27 protein-coding genes are annotated in these 26,482 nt (G+C 60.9%); 14 read left to right on the top strand and 13 right to left on the bottom strand.

Annotated features, from left to right (window positions below; genetic code table 11):
• Positions 1-35 precede the first annotated feature (35 nt).
• The 4 genes from RHSP_RS25535 (at position 36) to RHSP_RS25520 (ending at position 3,978) form a co-directional block, all read left to right on the top strand.
• Entirely contained in the window at positions 36-1,562 is a 1,527-nt protein-coding gene (locus RHSP_RS25535; RefSeq protein WP_004125312.1) for a GMC oxidoreductase, read from the top strand.
• A gap of 17 nt (positions 1,563-1,579) precedes the next feature.
• Positions 1,580-2,428 carry a shikimate dehydrogenase gene (aroE, locus tag RHSP_RS25530; RefSeq protein WP_037154422.1) on the top strand — a complete coding sequence of 283 codons (849 nt, stop codon included), beginning with the start codon at positions 1,580-1,582 and terminating at the stop codon, positions 2,426-2,428.
• A gap of 276 nt (positions 2,429-2,704) precedes the next feature.
• A complete protein-coding gene (locus tag RHSP_RS25525) occupies positions 2,705-3,325 on the top strand; it encodes an FMN-dependent NADH-azoreductase (RefSeq protein WP_004125305.1) in 621 nt (206 codons plus the stop codon).
• Positions 3,326-3,348: 23 nt separating this feature from the next.
• Positions 3,349-3,978, top strand: a complete 630-nt coding sequence (locus RHSP_RS25520) for a DsbA family oxidoreductase (protein ID WP_004125301.1) — start codon at positions 3,349-3,351, stop codon at positions 3,976-3,978.
• Positions 3,979-4,108: 130 nt separating this feature from the next.
• Here RHSP_RS25520 and RHSP_RS25515 read toward each other — a convergent pair whose 3' ends face one another.
• The 8 genes from RHSP_RS25515 to bioB form a co-directional block, all read right to left on the bottom strand.
• Positions 4,109-5,086 (bottom strand): LysR family transcriptional regulator, encoded by a 978-nt coding sequence (locus tag RHSP_RS25515; RefSeq protein WP_157385437.1) that lies wholly within the window; start codon positions 5,084-5,086, stop codon positions 4,109-4,111.
• A gap of 396 nt (positions 5,087-5,482) precedes the next feature.
• Positions 5,483-6,730: an RNA polymerase sigma factor gene (locus tag RHSP_RS25505; protein ID WP_037154419.1), complete on the bottom strand. Its 1,248-nt coding sequence runs from the start codon at positions 6,728-6,730 to the stop codon at positions 5,483-5,485.
• Positions 6,730-7,089, bottom strand: coding sequence for a YciI family protein (locus RHSP_RS25500; protein WP_004125293.1), 360 nt, complete (start codon positions 7,087-7,089; stop codon positions 6,730-6,732). Before RHSP_RS25500 ends, RHSP_RS25505 begins: the two co-directional genes overlap by 1 nt.
• Positions 7,090-7,314: 225 nt before the next feature.
• Positions 7,315-8,313: a beta-ketoacyl-ACP synthase III gene (locus tag RHSP_RS25495; RefSeq protein ID WP_004125290.1), complete on the bottom strand. Its 999-nt coding sequence runs from the start codon at positions 8,311-8,313 to the stop codon at positions 7,315-7,317.
• Positions 8,310-9,590, bottom strand: coding sequence for an adenosylmethionine--8-amino-7-oxononanoate transaminase (locus RHSP_RS25490; RefSeq protein WP_004125288.1), 1,281 nt, complete (start codon positions 9,588-9,590; stop codon positions 8,310-8,312). Before RHSP_RS25490 ends, RHSP_RS25495 begins: the two co-directional genes overlap by 4 nt.
• Positions 9,587-10,225 carry a dethiobiotin synthase gene (gene bioD, locus RHSP_RS25485; RefSeq protein WP_004125284.1) on the bottom strand — a complete coding sequence of 213 codons (639 nt, stop codon included), beginning with the start codon at positions 10,223-10,225 and terminating at the stop codon, positions 9,587-9,589. Before bioD ends, RHSP_RS25490 begins: the two co-directional genes overlap by 4 nt.
• Positions 10,222-11,367: an 8-amino-7-oxononanoate synthase gene (locus RHSP_RS25480; RefSeq protein WP_004125282.1), complete on the bottom strand. Its 1,146-nt coding sequence runs from the start codon at positions 11,365-11,367 to the stop codon at positions 10,222-10,224. Before RHSP_RS25480 ends, bioD begins: the two co-directional genes overlap by 4 nt.
• Positions 11,364-12,359: a biotin synthase BioB gene (gene bioB, locus RHSP_RS25475; RefSeq protein WP_004125279.1), complete on the bottom strand. Its 996-nt coding sequence runs from the start codon at positions 12,357-12,359 to the stop codon at positions 11,364-11,366. Before bioB ends, RHSP_RS25480 begins: the two co-directional genes overlap by 4 nt.
• 149 nt (positions 12,360-12,508) lie before the next feature.
• Between bioB and RHSP_RS25470 the strand changes: the two genes are divergently transcribed.
• On the top strand, positions 12,509-13,180 hold the full coding sequence (locus tag RHSP_RS25470) for a GntR family transcriptional regulator (protein WP_004125276.1): 672 nt from the start codon (positions 12,509-12,511) through the stop codon (positions 13,178-13,180).
• 167 nt (positions 13,181-13,347) lie between these two features.
• On the opposite strand, the gene RHSP_RS25465 is transcribed toward RHSP_RS25470, so the two are convergent.
• The 5 genes from RHSP_RS25465 to RHSP_RS25445 all read right to left on the bottom strand — a co-directional run bounded on the left by RHSP_RS25465 (position 13,348) and on the right by RHSP_RS25445 (position 17,486).
• Positions 13,348-14,268, bottom strand: a complete 921-nt coding sequence (locus tag RHSP_RS25465) for a dihydrodipicolinate synthase family protein (RefSeq protein WP_004125274.1) — start codon at positions 14,266-14,268, stop codon at positions 13,348-13,350.
• A gap of 91 nt (positions 14,269-14,359) precedes the next feature.
• Positions 14,360-15,073, bottom strand: coding sequence for a FadR/GntR family transcriptional regulator (locus RHSP_RS25460; protein ID WP_004125271.1), 714 nt, complete (start codon positions 15,071-15,073; stop codon positions 14,360-14,362).
• A 185-nt stretch (positions 15,074-15,258) separates the two neighbouring features.
• Positions 15,259-16,569, bottom strand: a complete 1,311-nt coding sequence (locus tag RHSP_RS25455) for an MFS transporter (protein WP_037154416.1) — start codon at positions 16,567-16,569, stop codon at positions 15,259-15,261.
• Positions 16,570-16,731: 162 nt separating this feature from the next.
• Complete coding sequence (locus tag RHSP_RS25450) at positions 16,732-16,938, bottom strand: KTSC domain-containing protein (RefSeq protein ID WP_037154412.1); 207 nt, start codon at positions 16,936-16,938, stop codon at positions 16,732-16,734.
• Between the two features lie 116 nt (positions 16,939-17,054).
• Entirely contained in the window at positions 17,055-17,486 is a 432-nt protein-coding gene (locus RHSP_RS25445) for a VOC family protein (RefSeq protein ID WP_004125266.1), read from the bottom strand.
• Positions 17,487-17,555: 69 nt separating this feature from the next.
• Between RHSP_RS25445 and RHSP_RS25440 the strand changes: the two genes are divergently transcribed.
• The 9 genes from RHSP_RS25440 to RHSP_RS25400 all read left to right on the top strand — a co-directional run bounded on the left by RHSP_RS25440 (position 17,556) and on the right by RHSP_RS25400 (position 26,471).
• Positions 17,556-18,137: a TetR/AcrR family transcriptional regulator gene (locus tag RHSP_RS25440; RefSeq protein ID WP_004125264.1), complete on the top strand. Its 582-nt coding sequence runs from the start codon at positions 17,556-17,558 to the stop codon at positions 18,135-18,137.
• 35 nt (positions 18,138-18,172) lie between these two features.
• Positions 18,173-19,465 (top strand): amidohydrolase family protein, encoded by a 1,293-nt coding sequence (locus RHSP_RS25435; protein WP_004125262.1) that lies wholly within the window; start codon positions 18,173-18,175, stop codon positions 19,463-19,465.
• A gap of 251 nt (positions 19,466-19,716) precedes the next feature.
• Complete coding sequence (locus RHSP_RS25430) at positions 19,717-20,601, top strand: dihydrodipicolinate synthase family protein (RefSeq protein ID WP_004125260.1); 885 nt, start codon at positions 19,717-19,719, stop codon at positions 20,599-20,601.
• Between the two features lie 21 nt (positions 20,602-20,622).
• The gene (locus tag RHSP_RS25425) at positions 20,623-21,282 is read left to right on the top strand and encodes a GntR family transcriptional regulator (RefSeq protein ID WP_004125257.1); all 660 of its coding nucleotides are present in this window, start codon (positions 20,623-20,625) and stop codon (positions 21,280-21,282) included.
• Between the two features lie 59 nt (positions 21,283-21,341).
• Positions 21,342-22,673 (top strand): ABC transporter substrate-binding protein, encoded by a 1,332-nt coding sequence (locus RHSP_RS25420; protein ID WP_004125255.1) that lies wholly within the window; start codon positions 21,342-21,344, stop codon positions 22,671-22,673.
• The gene (locus RHSP_RS25415) at positions 22,673-23,605 is read left to right on the top strand and encodes a carbohydrate ABC transporter permease (protein ID WP_004125253.1); all 933 of its coding nucleotides are present in this window, start codon (positions 22,673-22,675) and stop codon (positions 23,603-23,605) included. The genes RHSP_RS25420 and RHSP_RS25415 overlap by 1 nt, the downstream gene beginning before the upstream one ends.
• Position 23,606: 1 nt before the next feature.
• Positions 23,607-24,422, top strand: coding sequence for a carbohydrate ABC transporter permease (locus RHSP_RS25410; protein WP_004125251.1), 816 nt, complete (start codon positions 23,607-23,609; stop codon positions 24,420-24,422).
• 31 nt (positions 24,423-24,453) lie between these two features.
• Positions 24,454-25,512 (top strand): ABC transporter ATP-binding protein, encoded by a 1,059-nt coding sequence (locus RHSP_RS25405; protein ID WP_004125239.1) that lies wholly within the window; start codon positions 24,454-24,456, stop codon positions 25,510-25,512.
• Positions 25,509-26,471, top strand: a complete 963-nt coding sequence (locus RHSP_RS25400) for a sugar kinase (protein WP_037154410.1) — start codon at positions 25,509-25,511, stop codon at positions 26,469-26,471. The genes RHSP_RS25405 and RHSP_RS25400 overlap by 4 nt, the downstream gene beginning before the upstream one ends.
• Positions 26,472-26,482: the final 11 nt, after the last annotated feature.

The following is a 26,482-nucleotide window of genomic DNA, read 5'->3' as shown; positions in this document are numbered from 1 at the left end:
TGTAATCTCACTGTGCCCGGCAACAGGAGGAGCAGATGGACGCGGCAATCAGACCGGATGTGGTGATCATCGGATCGGGTGTTGGCGGCGGCACGATCGCACGTCAGCTGGCGGGTACGGGGGCACGGATACTCATCCTCGAACGCGGCAATTACCTACCCAACGAGCCGGAAAATGCCGACGCCGAAGCAGTTTTCACCCAAGCACGCTACCGGACCAAGGAAGAATATCGGGACGAGACCGGTCGTCGCTACCGCCCCGGCCAATACTACTATGTCGGCGGACACACGAAGTTCTATGGAACCGCCATGTTCCGGTTCCGCGAAAGCGATTTTCACGAGGTACGGCACGAGGGCGGGATATCCCCGGCCTGGCCGGTCTCCTATGCCGATCTCGAACCCTATTATGACGAGGCGGAGCGTCTGTTCGGCGTGCGTGGACAGGCAGGCGAGGATCCTACGGAGGCCGTTCGTTCCAACCCTTATCCCCATGCAGCCATTCCACATGAGCCGATCATCGCCGACATGGCGGAAAGATTGCGCGCACAGGGCCTCCGCCCCTTCTTCATGCCATCTGCGGTCGATTTCGGCCACGGCGGAAGCTGTCGCCGCTGCGGCACCTGCGATGCCTTTCCCTGCCGCTATGGTGCGAAAGGCGATGGCGAGACGCGGCTGATCCGGCCTGCCCTCAAACATCCCAACGTGACGCTTTGGACGGAAGCACAGGTCATGCGGCTCCTCCCCGCAGCAGATGGGCGCATAGCGGCGGCCGAAATCCAGCGTGACGGCCAGCTTATGCGCGTTGAAGCGCCCCTGTTCGTCCTCAGTGCCGGCGCGATCAACTCCGCTCTTCTGCTGCTGCGCTCATCCGACGCCTCCAATCCGAACGGACTTGCCAATCGCTCGGGCGTCGTTGGCCGCTATTTGATGAACCATCATCTGACCGGGCTGATGGGTCTGATGCCGTTTCGCGTCAACGACACGAAATTTCCGAAGACCCTATCCGCCAACGATTTCTATCATGGCCTGCCAAACGACCGTGCGGCGCGGGGCAATATTCAAATGCTCGGTAACGTCAAGGGGCCGATGATCCGCTCCGCCTACCCTTGGATACCGCGTCCGTTTGCCAATCTCCTCGGACGTCATAGCGTCGACTGGCTATGCATGTCCGAGGACCTGCCGCGGGCCGAAAGCCGTGTCCGCCTTCTGCCCGATGGTCGGGTCGAAGTTGCTTATCACCCCGGAGACGGGCCGGCGCATGATCGCTTCGTGGAGCATGTCCGTTCCCGGCTGCGGCGAATTTTCCCGGTCGTGCTGCGCCATTCTTTCGGCATCGAGGCGCCGTCCCATCAATGCGGCACGGTGCGCATGGGGGCGGATCCCGCACAGTCGGCGCTCAATTCCCTCTGCCGGACACACGACCATCCGAACCTCTACGTGGTCGACGCCTCGTTCTTCCCGTCTTCCGCGGCGCTCAATCCGGCACTCACCATCTGCGCACAGGCGCTGCGCGTCGGCACTCACCTGCGCGCCGCCTGGCGCAACGATAATCTTGCCGCCTGATCGTTTAGGAGCTTTCTATGGTTCACAATTTTCTTTCGCCGCTCACCGGTTCCTTCGCGATGCCGGCCGCCGAAAACCCAACCGTCGCCATGATCGAGGCAGCCTATCGCCATCATGGTCTCGACTGGCGATATATCAATTGCGAGGTCGCGCCCGAGGCATTGGCGGATGCCGTGCGCGGCGCCCGCGCCATGGGCTGGATGGGCTTCAATTGCTCGCTTCCTCACAAGGTGGCGGTGATCGAGCATTTGGACGAGCTCGGTCAATCCGCCCGTATTATTGGCGCGGTCAACACCGTCGTGCGCCGCGATGGTCGGTTGATCGGCGAAAATACCGACGGAAAAGGTTTTGTCGCCGCACTGCGCGAAATCATCGACCCGGCGGCCAAGCGTGTCGTGCTGCTCGGAGCAGGCGGCGCGGCCAGGGCCGTCGGCGTGGAGATGGCACTGGCCGGAGCAGCCGAAATCACAGTCGTCAATCGCAGCGCCCGTCGCGGAGAGGAGGTCGCCGCCGTCATCGACGGACAGACGCCGGCACTCGGGCGCTATCGGCCCTGGGACGGCCGCTACCACGTACCGGAGGACACGGACATCCTCATCAACGCCACGTCGATCGGCCTGTTTCCGGATGTCGACGCCGCGCCGGACATCGAGTTCGGCAGCCTGCGCTCCGACATTGTGGTGGCCGACGGCATTCCGAACCCGCCGCTGACGCCGTTCCTCAAACAGGCGCAGGCACGGGGATGCCGCACCGCCGATGGCCTCGGAATGCTGGTCAACCAAGGCGTCATCGCCATTCGCTACTGGACCGGGATCGATGCCGACGCCGATGTTATGCGCAAGGCTCTGGCCGATCTTGGATTATGAGCGGACATGCTGAGTACGGGAGCTCTCGATGCTCCCCTGTTCAAATCTACGCAAGCAATTGGGTAGCAGATGCCACCACATGGGATCGCGACATTTTACAAGTCCACCAGTTCGAAGTCTCGTGGGCAGTTGTTACTCAATTGAGCAATTTCGATATGCCCGCGAGACTACTGGCGTTCCCGATTCAGCAACTCAATGTCCGAGAACGTGCATCTAGCGTTGCGGTATACGCGACGTAAATTCTCCTTGCTCAAGGTTTCACGTAAGGAGAACACAATGAAGCTGTTACACATCGACACGAGCATTCAGGCCACGGGCTCGATAAGCCGCGAAATGTCCGCTGCGACGGCCGAGCGGCTGAAGCGGGAAATTCCCGGTCTCGACGTCCAATACCGCGATCTTGCGGTCCACCCGCTGCCGCACCTGACCGCACGTGTCTTCGCGGCGCTTGCACAGGATATGGATACAGGCGACTTTTCCGACGCTGAACGGAACGACGCCGTTGAGAGCAAGAAGGTGCTCGAGGACTTCATGGCTGCGGATATCGTCGTGCTGGGTGTCCCACTCTACAACTACTCGGTCCCGAGCACGCTCAGAGCCTGGATCGACCGGATCGTCGTCTTCGGCAAGACGTTCCGCTACGGCGGTCCCAACCAGCCTATCGGTCTCGCGGCAGGAAAGCGAGTGATCGTCGCTCTGGCGCGCGGTGGCTACTACGCAGAGGGATCGGCAGCCGCTCAGCATGAGCATGCCGAAACCTATCTGCGTTCCGTCTTCTCGCTCGTTGGCATCAACGACGTCGAGTTTATCATTGCTGAAGGCGTGGCGGTTGGTCCCGAGTTCCGCGAAACCGCTCTACGCGGCGCACTCGACACCATCCAGACGCTCGCCGCTTGATGTCGAGCTCGCGGAATTGACCAATGCTGAAAATCGACTTCTACACCGATATCGTCTGCCCGTGGTGCATCATCGGGCAACATCGGCTCGACAAGGTCCTGCGCGAGCGCTTTCCGGACCTCGACGTTGATATCGAGCACCATCCGTTCGAGTTGCATCCCTCCGCACCGCAGGGGGGATTCAAGCTCGAAGACTATTTCCGGATGCGCGGCATCGATGTCGCGCAGGTGGGCAAAGCCTTCGCCGGGCCGGAAGGAGAGGCGCGGGCGTCGGGCCTCGACCTGACGCTCAGTCTCGCGCAGCAGCCTTATATCTACCGCACCGTCCATGCTCATACGTTGTTGAGGCATGCACGCGAGCGCGGTACGCAACATGCGCTGTCAATGGCGTTGATGAAGGCATTCTTCTTCGACAGCCAAAACATCTCCGACAAAGCGGTCCTGGCTGAGATCGCCGTGCCGCACGGCTTCACCGCCCAGCAGGCGCGAACGATCCTGGCGGACCCGAAGGAACAGGCAGAGAGCGACAAGGAAATCGCCAAATCGCGGGCTAAGGGCATACGCTCGGTGCCGACCTTCGATATCGGCGGCGTTGTCATGGGAGGCGGCTCGGAGGATCAGATCGCGATGGCAATTACGAGATCCGTGAGCTGACGAATGCATGATTACGGCGGCGTCGCCGCCATGATGCTCGAAGACGTATCACGCCCTGTCCCCCAAGCTGGGTGCTGGTGCGTCTTCGGGAGGTGACTGCCGGTCTATCCGGCCAGTGGCAGGACGGAGTTCAGGTGCTGGCACCACTCATATCGAGCGGTGTCGGCGCCGTTACAGCCCTTGTCAAACGCCGGGTCTTCCTGGTCTCAAGATGCCGTTGGCATGCATCCCATTCAACATCTCGACCGAGACGTTCCTGAAGGAGATCCGCAAGTACCTTCACCTTGGTTGGCATCGCACCCGCCACCGGCGGTCTCACAAGATAGAGCCCCGCTTCCGGGCAAGGATAATCTTCAAGCAGGGGCACCAACTCGCCGGACAGAAGGCCGGGACCAATCAGGAACGACGGCAGCATCGCAATTCCGAGGCCCGCCAAGGTGGCGGTTAGCAAAGCCTGGCTGTTGTCCGCCATGAAATGACCTTGCGGGCGCAGGGTGACAACATCTGCTCCGTTCAGAAATCGCCATGGGTGATCGGCATGAACGAGCGTAAGGTGTCGCCCGATGTCATCCAGCGTTTCAGGGGTGCCGTGCGCCTCGACATAAGCGGGACTGGCAACGACGCCGCTCCTAATCGGCGCAATCCGCGTTGCCAGCAGGGTGGAGTCCGGCAGTGCGCCGATCCGTATCCCGACGTCGAAGCGTTCACCGACAAGATCGATGAGCCGATCGCTGTAGAAGGCATGGATGCGTAATTTCGGATAGCGCAGGCCGAGTTCGGCCAAAAGAGGCGCGAGATGCGACTGCCCGAACGACAAAGGCGCAGCAATCCGCAGTGTTCCGCTTGGTTCGTCCGTTCCGGTCATGGCGTCGCGCGCCGCCGCCATATCCGCGATCATGCGTTCGGCATAGGGTTTGAAGTTTGCGCCTTCTTCCGTCAGTTGGACACCGCGCGTAGTGCGCACGAACAGGGTGACGCCAAGCGACTCTTCGAGCCTCGCGAGGCGACGGCTCAATATCGATTTCGACATTCCGAGACGACGCCCTGCCGGCGTTAGCCCGCCCGCATCGGCGACCTCTGCAAACACAGCAATGTCCTCCAGATCCAGCATGCCGTTCCTCATTGTGCAACGCGACGTCGCGCAATAATGGTCCGGTGGATCGGCATTTGCAACTCTACTTTCGTCACGATGCTGGGATTGCTGGGGGAGCGCATTGCCGCAACGGCTGCTTTTGGACATTCCGGCTGCCATCTTGGCCACGAGACCATGGTGGCATTTGCTACCCAGTTCCGCAAATCTGCGATCGACGACTGGCTTTTATCGGCGCGATCCGAGCCGTCAATGCTGAAGTAAACCCTGTTTGATCAAGGATAACTTCGGCCGTCGTCTCAATACGCGTGTTGCCGGCCTCGCTAGTTTCTCGGCCGCATCGCCAAAGCGGTCCCTCCGATTTTACGATCGCGCAGCTCTTGCGCGACATGAACACCGGCGGATGGATCGGCATCACGCCAGCCGCGCCATCCGATCGCCAAGAAAGTTGCGTTCGGCCTCCGTGCCCGAAAGCTCTATCGCTTTCTCGTAGGCCATGCGTGCAAGGTCGTCTTTGCCGAGCCGGGCAAGGATATCGGCCCTGACCGCGTGATAGGGCTGATATTCGGCGAGCAGGCCGGCGATGGCTGCCAACCGGTCGAGCGCGACCGCCGGACCTTCGGCATAGGACAAGGCAACGATGCGGTTCAGCTCGAATACAGGGTTCGGCTTGACCGCAATCAGGGCGTCGTAGATCAGCGCAATCTCGCACCAGTCGGTCTCCTGGAACGACGGCGCCTCCACATGCACGGCCGCGATTGCCGCCTGCAGCTGATAGACGCCTGGTCTCCCGCGCCTGAGTGCCCTTTCGAGAAGCGATGTGCCTTCCGCGATCATGGCCTGGCTCCATGCAGCCCGATCCTGACATTCGAGAGGGATGATCTCGCCGAGATCGCCCAGGCGGGTCGCTGCGCGGGAGTGGTGGAGAAGCATGAGGGCGAGCAACCCCTCGATCTCGCCCTCATGCGGGCAGAGCGTCAGGAGAATGCGGCAAAGCCGGATCGCCTCGTCGCAGAGGTCGACCCTTACATGCCGGTCGGACGAGGCGGCATAGCCCTCATTGAAGGTGAGATAGATGACAGCGAGGACGGCGTCGAGCCGCTCGCTCCAGCTTTCAGGCCCCGCGACGGTGTAGGGAATGCCCGCCTTGGATATCTTATGACGCGCACGCACCAGGCGTTGCGCCATGGCGTCAGTGCTGACGATGAAGGCGCGGGCGATTTCCTCGGTCGTCAGGCCCGAAATGGAGCGCAGCGTCAGCGCCACACTGGTTTTACGGTCAAGCGCCGGATGGCAGCAGGTGAAGATGAGGCGAAGCCGCTCGTCGGGAATGGCCGCTTCTTCCGGCGGCTCGGCATCTTCACCGTCGAGTGCGATCAGGGCCGCCAGTTCGTCCGACTTGGCGCGGAAGTTGGCTGCCTTGCGGATACGGTCTATTGCCTTGCGCTGCGCCGTGCGCATCAGCCATGCCTCCGGCGAGCGCGGTAGACCATTGCGACCCCAGTGGATCAAAGCCGATTCCAGCGCATCCTGAAGACAGTCCTCGGCAAGTTGGAAATCCCTCAGCCTCGCAATCAAGCACGCCAGCAGCCGGCCACCGTCGGTACGGATGAGCCTGTCGATCTCGTTCGCCGTTTGGACGGCTGCTGGGGCATTGACCATCAGAGCATGTTCGCAAGGTTCCGAATAGGACGTACTTCGACACGGCCATAGGTCGCAGTAGGGATCATCGCAGCGTAGCGGATCGCGTCGTCGAGGTTAGCACAATCGAAGATGTAGAAGCCGCCGAGCTGTTCTTTGGACTCGGCGAACGGACCGTCCAACGTCTCTGTCCGGCCGTTGCGGACGCTTACCGTCGTTGCCGTCGAGGGTGCTTCGAGCGCATCACCCGCAACCAGAACGCCATCCTTGGCGAAGCGCTCGGTTACCGCCTGGTAAGCCGACATCAACGAGCCGAATTCAGGCGTACCGAAATTCGGCGACGAGTCGGGCGCAGAATAGATCAAAGCCATGTATTTCATCATAAGCTCCTCAATTTGCCTGTTTAGGTTTCTGCTCCTTCAAAGAAGGGACGTCGATGACGAACGGCTATGGTCCGGATCGACATTCCGACCGAAATATTTTTCGCTGGGCTCAAAAAAGTGACCGCAGCAGATATCCCGTTGCACCCAGCATGGAGACTTGCCTCTTTCGGCGTATCGCAACTATTTCTTTTCAGTCACGGTTAGCCTGCGTTGCCCTGCATTTTATGCCGCGCTACCCATTCGAAAGACAATTGCTCCACCTGTCATTCCCGCACCTGCGGCGGAAAAAAGCAACTGCTCACCGGGAGCGAAGGGCTGCCTTCGATTTTCCAGGGACAGGGAGAGCGGGATCGTTGCGGCCGAGGAGTTTCCAAAATCGCCGATGGTGCTGACCGCCCGCTCGACAGGAATCGCCAGCTGCTCGCAGACGGCCTCGATGATACGGATATTCGCCTGATGCGGTATGAAACGGTCGATGCCCTCCGGCAAGCATCCGGCCTGTGCTAAGGCCCGGCCGGCGGATTGGCTCATCATGTGAACGGCTTTCGTAAAGACGGCCCTGCCGTCCCGCATCGTCATCGTCAACAGATCCGGGTCCATGCCGGCATGAAAGGGATGGGCGCTGCCGCCGGCTGGAATGGAAATGAGATCGTAACCGGCGCCCTCCGACACGAGATCGACGCCGACAATGCCCGATTGCGGATCGGCGGAAGGCACCAGAACCACTGCGCCGGCGGCGTCTGCAAAGACCACGGCGCTTGCCCGCTCCTTCATGTTGACGCGCCGGCTCAGGATGTTGGCGGCGACCACGAGGACAGGCCTCCTCTGACTTCGCACGAAGCCATCCGCCAGCGTCAACGCATAAAGGAAGCCGGAACAGGCGCCCGCGAGATCGATGGCGCCCGAGGCCGAAAGGCCCAGCTTGTGCGTCAGCAGAGGTGCGGATGGCGGCAGCAGATGGTCGGGCGTGGACGTCGCCAGCAGCGTCAATGCGACCGTCGTACGATCGATACCGGCGTGATCGAGCGCCATGGATCCGGCATGGGCCGCCATATCGGTCAAGGTTTCGCCGGGTGCCGCCCAATGCCGTTTGCGTATGCCGGTTCTTCGCTCGATCCAGCCCGCCTCCAGGCCCAACCACCCCTCGATCTCGGCATTGTCGATGCGGCGTTCGGGAACATAGTGACCGAGGCCTGCGATCCTGCTCGACACGGTGCTCATGACGCGGCCGCGCCGATGAAATCGGCCGCCTCATCAATGGCCTCGTAGGCTCGCTGCAAGTCATGTGCCGTCACACAATAGGGCGGCATCAGATAGATAACGTTGCCGAGAGGACGGATGAGGAGATCCCTTTCACGGAAAAAGGCACGCAATTTCGGACCTACTTCCGAGAGATAGCCTTTTGTTTCCACGGCAAGATCGAGCGCCGCGATCGTGCCCTGCTGCCGGACGGCGGCAAAACGCGGATCGGACTGAAATTGGGAGAGCCAGTCGCGATGCATGGCTTCGATATTCTCAATCCGCGGCAGGACCGGTTCATCCCGCCAGATGTCAAGATTGGCAACCGCCGCCGCGCAAGCGATCGGGTTGGCCGTGTATGAACTGGAGTGAAAGAACATGCGACCACGATCTTCGGAGAGATGAGCCTCGAAGATTTCCGGGATGCACAGCGTCACCGCCAGCGGCAGCGCACCGCCGGTTATCCCCTTGGACAGGCACAGGATGTCCGGTGTGACGCCCGACTGCTCGCAAGCAAATAGCGTTCCGGTCCGGCCCCAGCCCGTCATGACCTCATCGGCAATCAGCAGCGTCTCATGGCGTGCGGTGATCCGTCGAAACTCCGTCAACAGATGGGGCGGATACATCTTCATTCCGCCGGCGCCGAGCACCAGCGGCTCGACGATAAAGGCGGCAACATCTCCGGTTCGGCAGTATGCTTCGAGTGCGTCGAGCGTCTCCTGCTCTCGACCGGGCACTGGGAAGGGAATGCTCGCGACGTCGAACAGCAGGGGTTCATAGGCGGCATTGAACACGCCTCGGGCGCCGATCGACATCGTACCGATCGTATCGCCGTGATAGCTATGCTCCATGACGACGATGCGGGAACGCGGGACGCCGCGGTTGTGAAACAGGCCAAGCGCCATTTTCAGTGCGACTTCGACAGCCGTCGATCCGCTGTCCGAGAAGAAAACATGCGACAATCCCGGCGGTGCCAGCTCGATGAGCCTCCTTGCCAGCCTCTCCGCCGCCTCATGGCTGTATTCCGCGAAGATAATCTGGTCGAGCTGCTCGAGCGCGCTCCCTATTGCCTGCATGATAACGGGATGGCGATGCCCATGGGTGATGACCCACCATGAGGAGATGGCGTCGAGGATCGAGCGACCGTCATGATCGAACAGATAGGCTCCTTCGGTCCGGACGATCTTCTTGAACACCGGATCAAGCTGATGCTGCGTGAAGGGATGCCAAATCGGCGAGGAAGCGTGGCCACTGGTCATGCGAAAACCTCGCGGAAAACGGAAAGATCGAAGTGATCGGCAAAGGCGGCGCGCAAGGCGGCAGAGGTCAAAGGATCAAGATGCGGTAGACGGCCGAGGATCGGAGCACCGCCCATCTCCCCGATGATCTTCATCGTGTCGGGGCGGTCGTTACCGATGAAGGCGACGCCGAGAATGGGTATCTCGCGCCGCCGCATCGCCTCAAGCGAAAGCAATGTGTGATTGATGGTGCCGAGTTCGGTGCGGGCGCAAAGAATGACCGGATAGCGCCAGCGCGCAAATACATCGGCAAAGGTGCATTTCGAGGTCAGGGGCACGAGCAGCCCTCCAGCGCCCTCGATCACCAAGAGCGATGGCGTGGGCGGTGGTGTCAGCATGTCGGGGTCTATCGCAACCCCGTCGATTTGCGCCGACAGATGCGGTGAGGCCGGCGTGCGCAGGCGCCATGCCTCTCTTAGAATGCGCTGCTGGGGGATCTGCCCAAGCATGGCGACCGTTTCGCTATCGGTCTCGTCCTCCAGACCCGATTGCACCGGCTTCCAGTAGCAGGCGCCGAGGGCATCCACGAGCGCAGCCGAGAACACCGTCTTGCCAATGCCGGTATCCGTTCCCGTTACGACGAGACTGTTTCTCATGAAGCCTCCGTCGTCAGGAGTTCTGCTAGCCGGTCTACCATGGCTGCGATCGTCGGCCTGTCGACGTTGGTCGTGATTGTGATGCGCAGACGCGCCGTACCGGCCGGAACAGTGGGGGGCCGGATCGCGCGGATATCGAAGCCGCTGGCGCGCATGCGCTCGGCAACGAGCATCGTGCGGCCGTTTTCGCCGATAATAACCGGAAGGATCTGCGTGCCGGTTCCGGCCAGACCTAGACGCTCGGCAAATTGGCTGTTGGCGAATGCGACGAGATTATGCAGCGTTTCGCGCCGTTGAGGCTCGTCTGCAAGGATAGCCAGTGCCTCGCGGACGCCTGCCGCCTGCAACGGCGATGGCGCGGTCGCATAGATGAAAGCGCGCGCCCGATTGACGAGATAGTCGCAAATCGTGCGGCTTGCTCCGACCAGTGCGCCGGCGGCTCCCAAGGCCTTTCCACAGGTATGCAGGACGATGACATTGTCCCGGCCTTCCAGATCGGCGGCGTAGCCCCGCCCACCTTTGCCATGAACTCCGGTTCCATGCGCCTCGTCGATATAGAGGAAGCCTTCGTTGCGGTCCGCGATCTCGACCAAGTCGCCCAACGGCGCACGGTCGCCATCCATCGAGTAGAGGCTCTCGGCGACGATCCAGGGCACGCCCTTGCCGCCGCTCCGGCGCCAAGAACGGATGGCATCCTCGACGGCGGCGGCATCATTGTGCACGACCGAAACGGCGGCCGCCCGTCCCGCCCCGATCCCGTCATGGGCGCTCGCATGGACCAGGGCATCATGGACGATCAGATCGCCGCGCTGAGGCAGGGTCGAAAGAATTGCGAGATTGGCGGCGTAACCGCCGCCGAAATAGAGCATTCGCTCGCAGCCGAAAAAGGCGGCGGCCTCCTCCTCAAGCATCTCGTGCTCGGCATGATTGCCGCGCAGCAGGCGCGAGCCGCCGGCACCGACCGGCACGCCACGCTCGAGAGCGGCGATCACGGCCGCCCGCATGCGAGGCGATGAGGCGAGGCCAAGATAGTCGTTGGAGGTGAAGTCCGATCCGATGTCCCGGCTGAGCTCCCGCTGACGCCCTCTCTGGCGAAGCTTTTGCAGCTTCACATCATAGAGATCGAGCAGACCGGCGCTCATTCGCGCATCTCCAGCGTTGCCGGCGTAAGACGCAGGCGGCGCAGCAGGCTGCTGTCGCGATCTTCGCCAGGGTTGGCCGCCGTCAGCAGCGTATCGCCGATGAAGATCGAGTTGGCGCCGGCAAAGAAGCAAAGGGCTTGCATCTCGTCGCTCATCGATGCCCGTCCCGCCGTGAGGCGGACATGGGATTGCGGCATCATCAGCCGGGCGAGAGCAATGATGCGAACGAAGTCGATGACATCGACGGGAGCAGCCGCGGCCATCTTGGAGCCGGGCATCGGGATCAGCATGTTGATCGGCACGCTTTCCGGGGGCTCGGGCAGATTTGCCAGGGTGAGCAGCATGTCGATCCGGTCGCCGACCTCTTCGCCCAGACCCAAAATGCCGCCGCTACAGACCTTGATCCCCGCTTGGCGAACATGGGCGAGCGTCTCCAGCCGGTCGTCGAAAGTTCTGGTGGTGACAACCTGCGGGTAGAACCGTTCGGACGTATCGATATTGTGATTGTAATAATCCAGCCCGGCCTCGGCGAAAGTGCGGGCCTGCTGGTCCGACAGCATTCCGAGCGTCATGCAGGTTTCAAGGCCGAGAGCCTTCACGCCCTCGATCATCGAGACGATCGCCGCTTCGTCGCGCGGCTTTGGGCTGCTCCAGGCGGCACCCATGCAATAGCGCGTCGCCCCTTCCTGTTTTGCCTTCTTGGCCTCGGCGATCACCGTTGCGGTATCCATGAGCTTCGTGGCCTTCACATTGGAGTTGTGGAAGGCGGACTGGCTGCAATAGCCGCAATCCTCGGGACAGCCGCCCGTCTTGATGTTGAGCAACTTGCTGAGCTGAACGAGATTGGGATCGAAATTTTCCCGATGGACGCTATGCGCGCGAAACAGCAGGTCGTTGAACGGCAGCTCGTAGAGATCGCGGGCTGCGTCAGACGTCCATTTTTCGCGTTCGGTATGCTCGGTGGTCCCTGGTGCTGGGTCAGCGTTCTGCATGGCACTCTCCTGGCGCGATGGTCCAAGGGCAGCACTCCATCAGGCACTTGAATAATAGATAATCTATGATTATGCTGCCACCTTCGAGGTTATTGGCATCTCGCAATTGAGATCAAGCAGTATTATCATAGATTATCTAGGATATGAGAATGGCAGAAACAGTCGCAGAGCGCATTGCCCATGTCATCGGAGAGCGCATCGTCTCAGGCGAACTTCTCCCCGGAACCCCTCTTCGCCAGGACCGGATCGCCGAGGAATTCGAGGCGAGCCACGTCCCGGCTCGCGAAGCTCTCCAGCTCTTGCGCGCCCAGGGCCTGGCGACGAGCGAACCGCGTCGAGGCATGCGCGTCGCTCCGCTGGACCCCGCATCGATCCGCGAAATCGTGGAAATCCGCGCGGCCTTGGAAACGCTGGCTTTCAGGCTGGCGGCCGCCCGGATGAACGCGGCAAACTTTGAAAAAATCGAGCAGGCGCTCGCCGAGGGGGAGCAGGCGAAGACCATGGCCGAATGGGAAAAGGCCAATCGCGCCTTTCACAGGGCGCTGGTTGCGCCCTGCAAAATGCCGAGACTCTTGTCCATGCTGGACGACCTCCAGCTTGCCAATTCCCGCATCATCTTCTCGGCGGCCCGTTCGACGGACCTGCAACCGGATTCCAGCTATGCTCACCGGCAGATCGTCGGCGCACTTCGGCGGCGTGACATCCACCGGGCGGTAAACCTGCTTGGTGCCCATATTCGTGGACTGGAACGGAATGTGGATGAGCCGGGCGCCAGATCACCCCATTCGGGCGCAAGCAAGACCGAGCCCGGATTTGAGTGACAATGTCGCAGCATCGGGCCTGAACCACTTCCCATCCTGCTCAGCCTCAGCCTCATCCAATCCGACGATCGGCTGTTCGTCGGGTAATGCAAGAACCTCCGCAGGCAGCCCAGGAGAAGGGACCGGCCTATTTTTCAACCGGCGACGAACACAGCCGATGACTGGTTTCAGGCAACGGAAAGATCGCCTGCATTCTGCCAGCGGTGCAGCAACGCATGCAACTCCTCGCGATCCTTCTGATCGAGGCGCAGCAGACCCGGGACGCGGACGGGGCCGACATTCAGGCCGGAATATGTGACCGCCTCCTTGACCACCGTAACGTTGGCACCATTGCGGAATTTGGTGCGCATGCGCTCGAAGGGTTCAAGCCTGTTGACGACGGCGCCGGCAGCAGCGAAATCGCCTTTCGCCAGGGCCGCGTGGACGGCAAGCGACAGCTTTGGCGCCACGTTGACGAGGCCGGAGGTGAAGCCTCGCGCACCCGCCGCCGCGAAGGTCGGAGCCCAGCTTTCGGCGAGACCGCAGACGAAAAGCGCACCGCCCGGATCGGAAGCCGCGATCGCTCTTGAAAGCAGCATCAGATCCGTCGTGGCAAATTTGATGCCGGCGATGTTGCCGTGACCGGCTAGGCGAACCATGTCTTCGACGCTGAAGCCATCGGCCCTGACATAGGCGACAAGCGGAAGCGGCGAAGCCTCGGCCAGTTCACGGAAGTAATCGATCTGCGAAGCAGGAGCGGCGAAAGGATCGACCGGCTGATGCGACATGACGGCAGAGGCGCCGATTAAAGCCGCGTCCCTGGCCATTCGGATCGCTTCGCGCAGTGAACGACCGATCGCCGCCGTCACCGGCGCCTTGCCGTCGACACCCGATATGGCGGCTTCGTGGACTTGGCGGATTTCTTCCGGGGTCAGCGCATAGAATTCGCCGGTATTGCCCGCCGCGACGATATTGTGAATGCCGGCCTCAGCCACGCGCCGATAGACCTGAGCGGTCACGCGCGGATCCACCGCGCCGCTTCCGTCATAAGCCGTGACGGGAACTCCGGACACACCGGTCAGCACCTGGCGCATGGTTTCAATGCTCATCGTCTTATCCTCCCTCTTTATCGATCATCGAAAAGCAAGCATGGCAATGCCGGGCGAAAGCAATTGAGCCACCGCCTGTGCCGACATCCCGTCAAACGCCCTGGAACATGCGGGCGCGCGCATTCAATATATGCCTCTTCATGGCGTCATGGGCTTCGGCTTCCCGCCGCGCGAAGATTGCCTGCACGATGGCGGCATGCTCATCCTGCACCATGCGGATCTGCTCAGGCGTTCGCTTGAGACTGAGGCTCCGGGTCACGGAATGACCGATGGCGAAATGCGACCGGAACAATTCACGCGCTGTGATGTGGAACTGATTGCCGGTCGCGATCGCAATGGCATCGTGGAATTCCTGATCCTCCTCGGCGCCAAGCCTGCTCTCCCGAAGACACTCCTCGATCTTCAAGAATGCCGCCGTGATGCGCTCCTTGTCGGCCGGCTGCCAGTCGCGCGCGGCAAGCTCGGCCGCCTCGGCCTCGAGACCAGCGCGGAACTCGAAGAAGCGCTGGACGTCGGCGAGCGATCCCACCGGCACCATCTTCAGGACCGACGAATCCGGTCGCTGCCGGACATAGGAGCCGGATCCCTTGCGAGAGACGATCAGACCATCCGCGCGCAAGCGCTCCAGCGCATCCCTCACCACGGGCCTGGAGGCCCCGAATATTTCGGCAAGCCTGGTTTCCGGCGGCAACCGTTCGTTCACCGGGAATTTTCCATCGGCGATCATCGCGATGATCCTCTCGTAGATGACATCGCCATAGCGGGTCGGGCCTGCGCTGGCGTCGTTGGCGACCGAGAGTTTCATTGGCGTCCTTCTTGAGGCTGCCAGTGGAGCAAAGCAGCCTTTCCAACGCGAACCTACATAATCTGTAAATATCTGTCAATTTCTGTATAAATATGAAAAGAAACACGGGTTGCGTCCAAAGGGCGCAACCCGCCATGCCTGCGGGAGCCTCCCGCACCACTGTTAGTTCTGGCGTGCAGTCGCGATCACTTCACGCGCGCCGCGCCTGAATGGCTGGGATCCTCAACCATCGGCGCGCTTGGCACCATGCGCCCGACGACAAGGACCAAAAGAGCCGCTGCAAGAAGGCAGGCTGCGAGGAAGAACATGGGTGCGATCGTATTTCCGGTCGAATCCTTGATCCAGGGAACGACGTTCTGCGCGATGAATCCGCCGAGATTGCCGACGGAATTGATGGCGGCGAGACCTGCCGCAGCCCCGGCACCGCGTAGGAAGCGCGAAGGCAAGCTCCAGAAGACCGGCTGGCCTGCGAAGATACCGCCGGCTGCAATGCACAGGAAGGCAAACTGCAAGGTATGGTCCGGGATGACGGCGGACAGGACGAGGCATATGGCGCCGAGAAGGGCGGGAATGACGATGAACGGCGTCTTGGAAGTCGCCTTGTCAGCCGCTGCCGGCACGACATAGAGCGCAATGGCGACGAGCAGCCAGGGAATGATGTTCAGGAAACCGTTCGTCGTGTTGCTGACACCGAAATTCTTCACGATGGTCGGCAGCCAGTAGCTAAGCCCATAGGCGGCCAGCGGGAAGCCGATATAGCAAAGCGCCATCAGCAGAACGCGCGGATTGACGAGAGCCTTGAAGCCATCGGAAGCATTCTGTTCCATGCCTGAATTTTCTGCGGCGAGCCGATCCTTGAGCCAGGTCTTTTCGGCATCCGCGAGGAAGGTCGCCTTCGACGGCAGATCGGGCAGATAGAACAGCGTGATGATACCGGCAATGATGGCGGGCACGCCCGTGACAAGAAAGACCCATTGCCAGCCGGCCATGCCGTAGAGGCCATTCAGATCCAGAAGAACGCCGCCCAGCGGCGCGCCGATCGCATTGGCAAAGGCGCTGAAGATCATGAAAAGGCCGACCATGGTGCCGCGATAGGCCGAGGGATACCAGAGCGTGAGCAGATAGAGCACGCCCGGAAAGAAGCCTGCCTCGCAGGCGCCGAGCAGGAAGCGCAGGATGTAGAACATCGTCGCATTTTGAGTATAGGCGAGCGCGACCGTGACGATCCCCCAGGACACGAGGATACGCGCGAACCATTTGCTGGCGCCGAACCTGTCGAGAAGCAGGTTGCTCGGCACCTCAAAGATGAAATAGCCGATGAAGAACAGCGAAGCGCCGAGACCATAGGCATATTCGCTCATGCCGAGGTCGCCGACCATTTCCAGCTTTGCGTAGCTGACGTTCTGACGATCGATATAGGCGATCAGATAAAGGATCCCCAGGAACGGCATGAGCCTCCAGGTGATCTTCGAGATAAGCTGCTTTTCATCAACCACGCCTCTTCCTCCCAGAAAGATGGTTACGATTGATATAGATAGCGCAACTCGGCTGTTATCAATGCATCGACCTACAAAGCTCATTTGCCGACCGGGTTCACGGTTAACGGCAAACGCGCAGGCCCTCTCCCTCACCGGGTTGAGCGCCTTTAAGCTCGCACCTTACGCGACGCGTTCGAACTGCGTGCGGATGTGTTCGATATAGTGCTGGCCGGGCGAAGACGCCTTTACCATGGCCAGTGCGGCCTTTTGCGGTACGCCGGTGAACTGACGCTCCTCGCCGTTCTTGAAGCGGATGTAAAGCCGCCCATCGTCCGAACCGAAGAAGACGGATTTGATGATTTTCGATGAAACCGGAAGTTCTTGCATGGGTCACCTCTCTTTCATCCGGCTTTTCGCATAGAAAACCAAAAGATGGGTGAAGTGACCTAGTTAATGAAAGATACAGTTGTATTGGCAGATTTTATCGATTGCCGCTCAATGGCTTACAGCTCCTTCGGCAAAGCGTCGTTGGCATAAAGGGCTGCGAATTCCGCGCTCGGCGGAATAGGCTTGATGATGTCGATCAGCACGCCGTTCGGATCGGCGGTCATGAAATGCCGTTGACCGAAGGCCTCGTCGCGAATGGCAAGCAGAATGGGCAAACCAGCCTCACTCAGACGATCATGGACGCCATCGACATCTTCCACCTCGAAATTGAGCAATAGCCCGGCCACCTTTCCCCGCCCCTGCTCAGGGATCGTCTCGTGCCGGCCGTCCAGAATGGCGAGATTGATGCCGCTATCCTCAGCCGATTGCAGATGCACGTACCAGTCGCTCGCGAAGTTCTTCTGAAAACCGAAATGCTCAAGGTAGAAGGCTGCGGTCTCTTCAACGCGCTCGGTCATGATGACCGGATAATAGCTCGTCACCTTCATGCTTCACTTCCCCCTCAAAACAACATACAGTCTGCCTGTATTTTCTCAAATAACATACAGGCTGCATGCATGCAAGACTACCGCTCCAATCGGGACAGAACCGAAAAGACCAAAGCCGCACTCATCGCGGCCGCGCGGACGTTGTTTGTGGACAAGGGCTATGCCGAGACCTCGACGCCGGAGATCGTCGCCGCGGCCGGCATTACGCGCGGGGCGCTCTATCACCATTTCGAGGACAAGCGCGCACTCTTTCGCGCCGTCGTCAGAGAGGAAGCCCTTGCGGTGACGCGCGCCATAGAGCAAGCGATACCGGAGCAATTTACGCCGCTCGAGGCGCTGGTGGCGGGGAGCAACGCCTATCTCGACGCAATGCGGATCGTCGGACGCACCCGGCTTCTGCTCATCGAAGGGCCGACCGTGTTGGGTTTCCTCGAAATGAAACAGCTGGACGAGGAAACCACCACGCTCAGCCTGAAGCACGGGCTTGCAGCAGCGCTCAGCCATGGCGGCGGGCCGGACACCGCCATCGAAGCGCTCGCCGATATTCTTTCAGCCGCATTCGATCGTGCCGCCCTCGCCGTTAATGCCGGCGGCGATGCAGACCGTTATCGCGCGGCTATTGCGCATATGATCGAGCGTATTGCAGGCTGAGCCGTCATATCAAGGCAGAATTCCGAGGAGCCGTCATGTTCGATCTGATCATTCGCAATGCCAACCTGCCCGATGGCCGCAAGGGCATCGATATCGCAATCAAGGATGGCAAGATCGCTGCCTTGGAAGCCTCGATCGCGGCGACTGGGAAGGAGGAAATCGACGCCACCAACCGGCTGGCAAGCCCGCCCTTCGTCGATCCGCATTTTCACATGGACGCGACCCTGTCGCTCGGTCTGCCGCGGATGAATGTCTCGGGCACGCTTCTCGAGGGCATCGCGCTCTGGGGCGAACTGCGTCCGATCGTGACGAAGGAAGAGCTTGTCGAGCGTGCGCTGCGCTATTGCGATCTCGCCGTGACGCAAGGGCTGCTGTTCATCCGCAGCCATGTCGATACCTCCGACCCCAGGCTGGTGACGGTCGAGGCGCTGCTCGAGGTGAAGGAAAGGGTCGAACCCTATATCGACCTGCAGCTCGTCGCCTTTCCGCAAGACGGCTATTATCGCGCCAAGGACGGCGTGGCGTCGCTCACGCGCGCCCTCGATATGGGCGTCGATATCGTCGGCGGCATCCCGCATTTCGAGCGTACCATGGAGGACGGCAGAGCCTCGGTCGCAGCGCTCTGCAGGATCGCTGCGGATCGTGGTCTGCCCGTCCATATGCATTGCGACGAGACCGACGATCCGATGTCGCGCCATATCGAGACGCTGGCGGCCGAAACCATCCGCTTCGGGCTGCAGGGCCGTGTTGCCGGCTCGCACCTGACCTCGATGCACTCGATGGACAACTACTATGTCTCCAAGCTCATCCCCTTGATGGCGGAAGCGCGGATCAATGTCATCCCAAACCCGCTGATCAACATCATGCTGCAGGGCCGGCACGACACCTACCCCAAGCGGCGCGGCATGACGCGGGTGCGCGAGCTGATGGACGCCGGGCTTAACGTCTCCTTCGGCCATGACTGCGTGATGGACCCCTGGTATTCGATGGGCTCGGGTGACATGCTCGAGGTCGGCCACATGGCGATCCATGTCGCTCAGATGGCCGGCATCGAAGACAAGAAGAAGATCTTCGACGCGCTCACCATCAACTCGGCCAGGACGCTCGGGCTCGAGGGCTATGGGCTGGAAAAGGGCTGTAACGCCGATCTCGTCCTATTGCAGGCTGTCGATACGCAGGAGGCTTTGCGCCTCAAACCCAATCGCCTCGCTGTCATCAAACGTGGCAAGGTCATCGCCCGATCCGCACCGCGCATCAGCGAGCTCTTCCTCGATGGCAGGCCTTCGCGGATCGACGGCGGACTGGACTACGTGCCTGTCGGCGGATGACGACGCAACCGCTCCATCAAGAAACTGTCGAGGCGCGCACCCAAAAGGCACCTTGGCGGAGCAAGCCGGATAATTTGAATGGCAACGATGCCGCGGAACGATTTGCGCGGCCGATGCCGGCGCTCGTCCGCTCGCCACCACATGCTTCATCCACAGACCGGACCTTGTGAAGGACGACTGATCGAAACTTGTCTTTACAACTAACATGTCAGCGTGATACGCACTAATTCACCAGATTGGGAGAGGATCGGATGAAAGAGAATTTTGGCCTATCGGCCGCCTTGGCAACGCCTTTTGACGCCGACGGTGAGATTGTCATCCCCGGCGTCATCGAACAGGCGAAGCATTGCATTGCCAATGGCTGCAAGAGCGTCACGCTTTTCGGCACCACGGGAGAAGGCGCGTCGATCGGCATGCAGGAGCGCAAGCAGGTCCTTGCAGCGATGATCGCGGCGGGCATCGCTCCCTCGCAGATCGTCATGGGCGTTCTCGTCGATGCCGCCGAGGATGCTGCCGCGCAGGCCGGCCAGGCACTCGCGCAAGGCGTTCGCAATATTCTTCTGGCGCCGCCTTCCTATTTCAAGAACGTCAGCGACGACGGCCTCTTCAAATGGTTCGCGGCCGTCTTCACCATGCTCGGCGCGCATGCCCGCGACGTGATCGTCTACAACATTCCGTCAGTCACGATGGTGCCGCTCTCGGTTTCGCTCGTCGGCCGTCTGCGCGCGGCTTTTCCGGATGTCGTCGTCGGCGTCAAGGATTCCTCCGGTGACTGGCCCTATACCGAAACGCTCTTGAAGACGCATGGCGATCTCATCATCCTGATCGGCGACGAGCGACATCTGGCGCGCGGGGTTCGCCTCGGCGGTCAGGGCGCAATCTCCGGCATGGCAAACCTGCTTCCCCGCGAAGTGCAGGCCATGGCGGAACAGGGTGCAGACGATGCCAATGTCGAGCGTTTTGTGGACGAACTGCTGAACTATCCCGTCATCCCGTCCATCAAGGCGATCCTCGCCCGCCTGACGGATGATGAAAGCTGGCTTGCCGTGCGCCCGCCACTCGTGTCAATGAACGGGCAGGATTCTGACAAGCTCTTTGCCTCTTTCGGCGCATTGTTTCGCGCCAAGGCGGCCTAACCGAACAGCCCGGAGCTGCCGATGGACGGACTAGGCGAACAACCGACGTTGAGAGAGAAGGCCTATGAAAGCTTCACGCGCCATCTTTTGGCGCGCGACGTCCGCCCGGGCCAGTTCATCTCGCAGCGACGGCTCGTCGAGCTGACGGGATTGACGCTCGGAGCGATCCGCGAGCTGATCCCTCGCCTGGAAGCAGAAGGTCTGATCAAGACGGTGCCGCAGCGCGGGTTGCAGATCGCCCATATCGATCTGGACCTGATCCGCGAAGCGTTCCAGCTTCGCCTTTTTCTAGAGAAGGAAGCGGTGGCGCTGTTCACCTATTCAGCCTCGGACGAGACGATCGCCAAGCTGTTGAAAGATCATCGCGATATCGCCGATGCCATCCGCGCCGGCGACAGCTCGCAGGAACTGGAGCTGCACGCGCAATCGGTGGATTGGGGCATGCACGACGCCTTTATCGACGCGCTCGGCAACACCATCATCTCCAATGCCTATCGGGTCAATTCCATCAAGATGCGGCTTATCAGTCAGGACAGGTTCCGCATCAACGGCCATGTCGGCCCCGTGATGGAAGAGCATTTGAAAGTGCTCGAGGCCATTGAGCGGCGATCGGCCGAAGAGGCCGTTACCGCTCTCGTATCCCACATTGGCGGAGCACGGGACCGCGCACTGAAGATTTGAATAGCTTTGAATAACGGGCCGCGAATGAGGAGATTTTCGGCCAAAGGAGGAGGAACAGGATGTCATCGTCATTTTTCAATCCGACACGTCGCGGCTTCATGGCCGGCACGGCCGCACTTGGCGCGGCAAGCCTTCTGGGCGTCCGCACCGCTTCGGCGGCCGTCGACTGGAAGCGCTTTTCCGGCACGACGCTCGAAGTCAACCTGGTCAAGAGCCCGCGCAGCGAAACGATCCTCAAATATTTGAGCGAGTTCGAAGCGCTGACGGGCATCAAGGTCAACGCAGAGGCGACGCCGGAGCAGCAGCAGCGCCAGAAGACCACGATCGAGCTAAGCTCCGGCAAGCCGAGCTTCGACGTCGTGCATCTGAGCTATCATGTTCAAAAGCGCCAGTTCGAAAAAGGCGGCTGGCTCGCCGATATCAGTGGCTTCATGAAGGATCCGTCGCTCACCGATCCGTCGCTGACGGAAAACGATTTTGCGGAGGCCGGCCTGAAGTTCGCCAAGGACTCGGCAGGCGTCATGCGCTCCCTGCCCTTCTCGGTCGATTACTGGATCGTCTACTGGAACAAGACCCTGTTCGAAAAGAAGGGCCTTGCCTATCCGGAAACCTTCGAGGACATGGCCAAGGCGGCCGAGGCGCTGACCGACAAGTCGACCAACACCTACGGCTTCGTCGCCCGCGGCCTGAAGAATGCCAACACGCCGGTCTGGACGACCTTGATGCTTGGCTATGGCGCAACGCCGCTTTCCGCCGACGGCAAGCTGCAGACGGAGTCTCAGGGAGCGGTGGATGCCGCCAAGCTCTATCAGCGCCTGATGACAAAATCGGCACCTCCCGGCATTTCCGGCTTCAACTGGGCCGAAGCGCAGTCGGCCTTCCTGCAGGGCAAGATCGGCATGTGGCTCGATGGCGTCGGCTTCGCACCACCGATCGAAAATCCGGAAAAATCCCGCGTTGTCGGCCAGGTCGGCTACGGCATCATGCCGAAGGGGCCGAATGCCCAGGCAGCAGCCACCACCGGCGACGGCATCGGCGTGACCGCCGCCAGCCAGAAGAAGGAAGCCGCCTACCTCTTCTGCCAATGGGCGATCTCGCATGACATGGGCGCGCGTCTCTTGCAGGCCGGCGCCGGCGTTCCCTTCCGCCAGTCCATTCTGGAGGACAAGAAGGTTCGCGAGGGCGTCAAGATGCCAGCCGCCTGGCTGGATGCCGTCGCCGGCTCCGCCAAGGTCTCCCAGCTTGCTCTGCCCGTCATCATCCCGGTCACGGAATTCCGCGACATCTATGGCGTCGGCTTGACGAATATGATCGGCGGGGCCGATCCGGCAAGCGAACTCAAGACGGCAACGGCACAGTTCGCACCGGTGCTGGCGCGAAGCGAGGGATAATGGCCTCCGTGAGCATTGAAGAGACCAGAGCGGCGACTGAGGGAAGGAGCAGGCCGAAAAGGCTTGCTCCCAACTATTGGCCTTTCGTCATTCCGGCACTGATCGTCATCGCCGCCGTCATCGTCTTTCCCTGGGTCTTCACCCTGTGGATGAGCGTGAACAAGTGGACGCTCGGCCAGTCGCAGAGCTTCATCGGCTGGGACAATTACGTCCGGCTGGCGACCGACGCGCGCTTCTGGGAATCGCTGTGGCACACGGTTCTCTATACCGTGCTCTCCGTCGTCGGCCCGTTGATCTTCGGAACGCTGGCAGCACTCATCTTCGATGCCAATTTCCCGCTGCGCGGCTTTTTGCGCGGCGTCTTCGTCATGCCGATGATGGCGACGCCCGTTGCCGTCGCCCTCGTCTGGACCATGATGTTCCACCCGCAGCTCGGCGTGCTCAACTACCTGCTGTCGCTGGTCGGCATCGGGCCGCAGGAATGGATCTACAACCAAAACAGCGTCATCCCTTCACTCGTCCTCGTCGAGGTCTGGCAGTGGACGCCGCTGGTCATGCTGATCGTGCTCGGCGGCCTCGCCTCCGTTCCGCGCGAACCCTATGAAAGCGCCGAAATCGATGGCGCCAATGCCTGGCAGAAGTTCCGCTATCTGACGCTGCCGATGATCATGCCCTTCCTGATGATCGCCGTCATCATCCGCGGCATCGACGCGATCAAGAGCTTCGACATCATCTATGCGATGACGCAGGGCGGCCCGGGAACGGCATCCGAGACGATCAACATCTACCTCTACAACACCGCGTTCTCCTATTACGACATCGGCTATGGCTCGGCCATGGCCGTGGTGTTCTTCATCCTCATCGTCGCGCTCTCCTTCATCCTGCTGATGATGCGGCAGCGCACGCGATGGACGGACGCGGAGGGACATTGAGATGAAGCGTTCGACACTCAACCGCATCGGCCTGTTCTTCGTGGCCCTGGTCATCGTTTCGCCCGTTGTGCTGTTTTTCCTCTGGATGATCTCGCTTTCGCTGAAATACGAGATCGACAACGGCGCCTATCCGCCGATCCTCATTCCGGATCGCATCGCCTGGGCGAACTACGTCAATGTTTTTCAGGAAAACAATTTCTTCCTGTATTTCTGGAACTCGATCCTGGTGACGGGTGCGGCTACCCTGCTTGCCCTCATCATCGGCGTGCCGGCAGGCTATGGCATTGCGCGGCTGAAGGCTGAGAAGTCCGCGATCGTCATCATGATCGCCCGCATGACGCCCGGCCTGTCCTTCCTCATTCCGTTGTTCCTGCTGTTCCAATGGCTCAATCTTTTGGGAACGCTCTGGCCGCAGATCATCATTCATCTCGTCGTCACCGTGCCGATCGTCGTTTGGATCATGATCGGTTATTTCGAAACGACCCCGATGGAGCTGGAGGAGGCCGCAAGCATCGATGGCGCGACGCCGTGGCAGGTCTTTCGCCTCGTCGCCCTGCCGATCGCGCGGCCCGGCATCGTCGTTGCCTTCATTCTCTCGGTCATCTTCTCCTGGAACAATTTCGTCTTCGGCATCGTGCTTGCCAGCCGCGAGACCCGTACGCTGCCCGTCGCCGTCTACAATATGCTCTCCTTCGAACAGGTGAGCTGGGGACCGCTCGCAGCTGCCGCCTTGATCGTGACGCTGCCGGTTCTTGTGCTGACGATGTTCGCACAACGACAGATCATCGCCGGCCTGACCGCCGGCGCCGTCAAATGACGCATCTCACCTTTCCGACAGGACCACATTCATGGCACCGGTAAACATACAAAACATCCAGAAGCGCTACGGCCAGGTGAAAGTCATTCACGACATCAGCGTCGATATCGCCGATGGCGAATTCGTCGTCCTCGTCGGTCCGTCCGGCTGCGGCAAGTCCACGCTGCTGCGCATGATCGCCGGGCTCGAAGAAGTCAGCGATGGCGAAATCCACATCGGCCGCCGCGAAGTCAGCCATCTGCCGGCGCGCGATCGCGACATTGCCATGGTGTTTCAGAATTATGCGCTCTACCCGCATATGACCGTCGCGGAAAACATGGGCTTTGCGCTGAAGCTGAAAAAGGCAAGCCCGGCCGAGATTAACGCCAAGGTGCAGAAGGCAGCCGCCATCCTCGGCCTGGAAAATCTGCTTGACCGCCTGCCGCGCCAGCTTTCCGGCGGTCAGCGTCAGCGCGTCGCCATGGGACGGGCGCTGGTGCGCGACCCGCAAGTCTTCCTGTTCGACGAGCCGCTGTCCAATCTCGACGCCAAGCTGCGTGTGCAGATGCGCGGGGAGATCAAATCCATGCATCAGCGCATCGGCACGACGACGATCTATGTCACCCACGACCAGGTCGAGGCGATGACCATGGCCGACAAGATCGTCGTGCTGCACGGTGGCCTTATCGAACAGGTCGGCTCGCCTCTCGAGCTTTACGACCGCCCGGCCAATCTCTTCGTTGCCGGCTTCATCGGCTCGCCCTCGATGAACTTCATCGACGGCCGGATCGAGGAAGGCGTCTTCCGCAGCGACAAGGGTCTTATCCTGCCGCTGCCGGAAGGCTTATCCATCGCCCAGTATGGGGGCAGGCCGCTGGTCTACGGCATAAGGCCCGAACATATCCGCGTCGCGACGAGCGGCATTTCCGGGCGGGTCGGCATCGTCGAAGGCACAGGATCGGAAATCTACGCCAAGCTCGATTGCGGCGGCGAGGAGATCTCCTGCCTGTTCCGCGAGCGTCTGAACATCCGCTTCGGTGACCAGATCGATATTGCGCTCGACCAGGCCAGCGTCCATCTGTTCGACAAGGCGAGCGGAAAACGGCTTTGACCTCCCCTTGCGTTTTCGATCCGCCGGCCGGCGCTCCCAGGCATGTCCTTTGCGTGGGGGCCGCTGTTCTCGACACGCTGTTTCGCGTTCGCACGCTACCGTCCGGCGAGGGCAAGGTTCTGCCCTACGACATGCTGCAGATCGCCGAGGGCATGGCCTCGAGCGCAGCCTATGCCGTTGCTCGGCTCGGCGGCCGGGCAAGCCTCTGGGGTGCCGTCGGCGATGACGAAACCGGCGAGCGGATCCTTCGCGAACTGAGCAATGCCGGTATCGTCACGGACGGCATGCTGCGCGTCGAAGATGCCCGCTCCGCCGTCTCGACCATCCTTGTGGATGACCTCGGCGAAAGACTGATCGTTCCCTTCTACGATGCGAAGCTGCATCACAGCGCCAAGGCATTTACGCCCGAAGACATGGCTGCTTTCGATGCCGTGCTGGTCGATGTCCGCTGGCCGGCACTGGCGCTGGAAGTACTGCGAACCGCAAGAGCAATGGGCAAGCCGGCCATCCTCGACGGCGACGTGGCGCCGGACGGCATCATCGAGCGCCTGGCGCCGGAAGCCACTCATATCGTCTTTTCCGAGCCCGCCACGCAGCGACTAACCGGAACGGACGATTTCACTGAGATGGCTCGCCTGCTGAAGCAGAGATTCAGCCATGCCTTCATCTGCGTGACAGCGGGTGCGGCCGGCAGCTTCTGGTTCGACGATGAGAGCAACGGCATCCGGCATAGCCCGACAATTACCGTCAAGGCCATCGACACGCTGGCGGCCGGTGACATCTTCCACGGCGCCTTCGCTCTTGCCATTGCCGAAGGCAAAATGCCCGCCGACGCCATCCAGCTCTCGTCCGTCGCTGCCGCGATGAAGTGCGAGGTGTTCGGAGGCCGATCGGGGGCGCCGACGCGTGCCGAGGTCATCGCACGCCTTGGCATGTATGACGCGTCAAGCCCAGCATAGGGAAGGCATTC

This window comes from Rhizobium freirei PRF 81, assembly GCF_000359745.1.
GTDB classification, from domain to species: Bacteria; Pseudomonadota; Alphaproteobacteria; order Rhizobiales; family Rhizobiaceae; genus Rhizobium; species Rhizobium freirei.
This window is presented reverse-complemented; position numbering and strand designations above follow the sequence as displayed.

Excerpts from the sequence above, each read along its gene's own strand:
- RHSP_RS25535 (WP_004125312.1), top strand. The coding sequence starts at position 36 with ATGGACGCGGCAATCAGACCGGATGTGGTGATCATCGGATCGGGTGTT.
- aroE (WP_037154422.1), top strand. The coding sequence starts at position 1,580 with ATGGTTCACAATTTTCTTTCGCCGCTCACCGGTTCCTTCGCGATGCCG.
- RHSP_RS25525 (WP_004125305.1), top strand. The coding sequence starts at position 2,705 with ATGAAGCTGTTACACATCGACACGAGCATTCAGGCCACGGGCTCGATA.
- RHSP_RS25520 (WP_004125301.1), top strand. The coding sequence starts at position 3,349 with ATGCTGAAAATCGACTTCTACACCGATATCGTCTGCCCGTGGTGCATC.
- RHSP_RS25505 (WP_037154419.1), bottom strand. The coding sequence starts at position 6,730 with ATGGTCAATGCCCCAGCAGCCGTCCAAACGGCGAACGAGATCGACAGG.
- RHSP_RS25500 (WP_004125293.1), bottom strand. The coding sequence starts at position 7,089 with ATGAAATACATGGCTTTGATCTATTCTGCGCCCGACTCGTCGCCGAAT.
- RHSP_RS25495 (WP_004125290.1), bottom strand. The coding sequence starts at position 8,313 with ATGAGCACCGTGTCGAGCAGGATCGCAGGCCTCGGTCACTATGTTCCC.
- RHSP_RS25490 (WP_004125288.1), bottom strand. The coding sequence starts at position 9,590 with ATGACCAGTGGCCACGCTTCCTCGCCGATTTGGCATCCCTTCACGCAG.
- bioD (WP_004125284.1), bottom strand. The coding sequence starts at position 10,225 with ATGAGAAACAGTCTCGTCGTAACGGGAACGGATACCGGCATTGGCAAG.
- RHSP_RS25480 (WP_004125282.1), bottom strand. The coding sequence starts at position 11,367 with ATGAGCGCCGGTCTGCTCGATCTCTATGATGTGAAGCTGCAAAAGCTT.
- bioB (WP_004125279.1), bottom strand. The coding sequence starts at position 12,359 with ATGCAGAACGCTGACCCAGCACCAGGGACCACCGAGCATACCGAACGC.
- RHSP_RS25470 (WP_004125276.1), top strand. The coding sequence starts at position 12,509 with ATGGCAGAAACAGTCGCAGAGCGCATTGCCCATGTCATCGGAGAGCGC.
- RHSP_RS25465 (WP_004125274.1), bottom strand. The coding sequence starts at position 14,268 with ATGAGCATTGAAACCATGCGCCAGGTGCTGACCGGTGTGTCCGGAGTT.
- RHSP_RS25460 (WP_004125271.1), bottom strand. The coding sequence starts at position 15,073 with ATGAAACTCTCGGTCGCCAACGACGCCAGCGCAGGCCCGACCCGCTAT.
- RHSP_RS25450 (WP_037154412.1), bottom strand. The coding sequence starts at position 16,938 with ATGCAAGAACTTCCGGTTTCATCGAAAATCATCAAATCCGTCTTCTTC.
- RHSP_RS25445 (WP_004125266.1), bottom strand. The coding sequence starts at position 17,486 with ATGAAGGTGACGAGCTATTATCCGGTCATCATGACCGAGCGCGTTGAA.
- RHSP_RS25440 (WP_004125264.1), top strand. The coding sequence starts at position 17,556 with ATGCAAGACTACCGCTCCAATCGGGACAGAACCGAAAAGACCAAAGCC.
- RHSP_RS25435 (WP_004125262.1), top strand. The coding sequence starts at position 18,173 with ATGTTCGATCTGATCATTCGCAATGCCAACCTGCCCGATGGCCGCAAG.
- RHSP_RS25430 (WP_004125260.1), top strand. The coding sequence starts at position 19,717 with ATGAAAGAGAATTTTGGCCTATCGGCCGCCTTGGCAACGCCTTTTGAC.
- RHSP_RS25425 (WP_004125257.1), top strand. The coding sequence starts at position 20,623 with ATGGACGGACTAGGCGAACAACCGACGTTGAGAGAGAAGGCCTATGAA.
- RHSP_RS25420 (WP_004125255.1), top strand. The coding sequence starts at position 21,342 with ATGTCATCGTCATTTTTCAATCCGACACGTCGCGGCTTCATGGCCGGC.
- RHSP_RS25415 (WP_004125253.1), top strand. The coding sequence starts at position 22,673 with ATGGCCTCCGTGAGCATTGAAGAGACCAGAGCGGCGACTGAGGGAAGG.
- RHSP_RS25410 (WP_004125251.1), top strand. The coding sequence starts at position 23,607 with ATGAAGCGTTCGACACTCAACCGCATCGGCCTGTTCTTCGTGGCCCTG.
- RHSP_RS25405 (WP_004125239.1), top strand. The coding sequence starts at position 24,454 with ATGGCACCGGTAAACATACAAAACATCCAGAAGCGCTACGGCCAGGTG.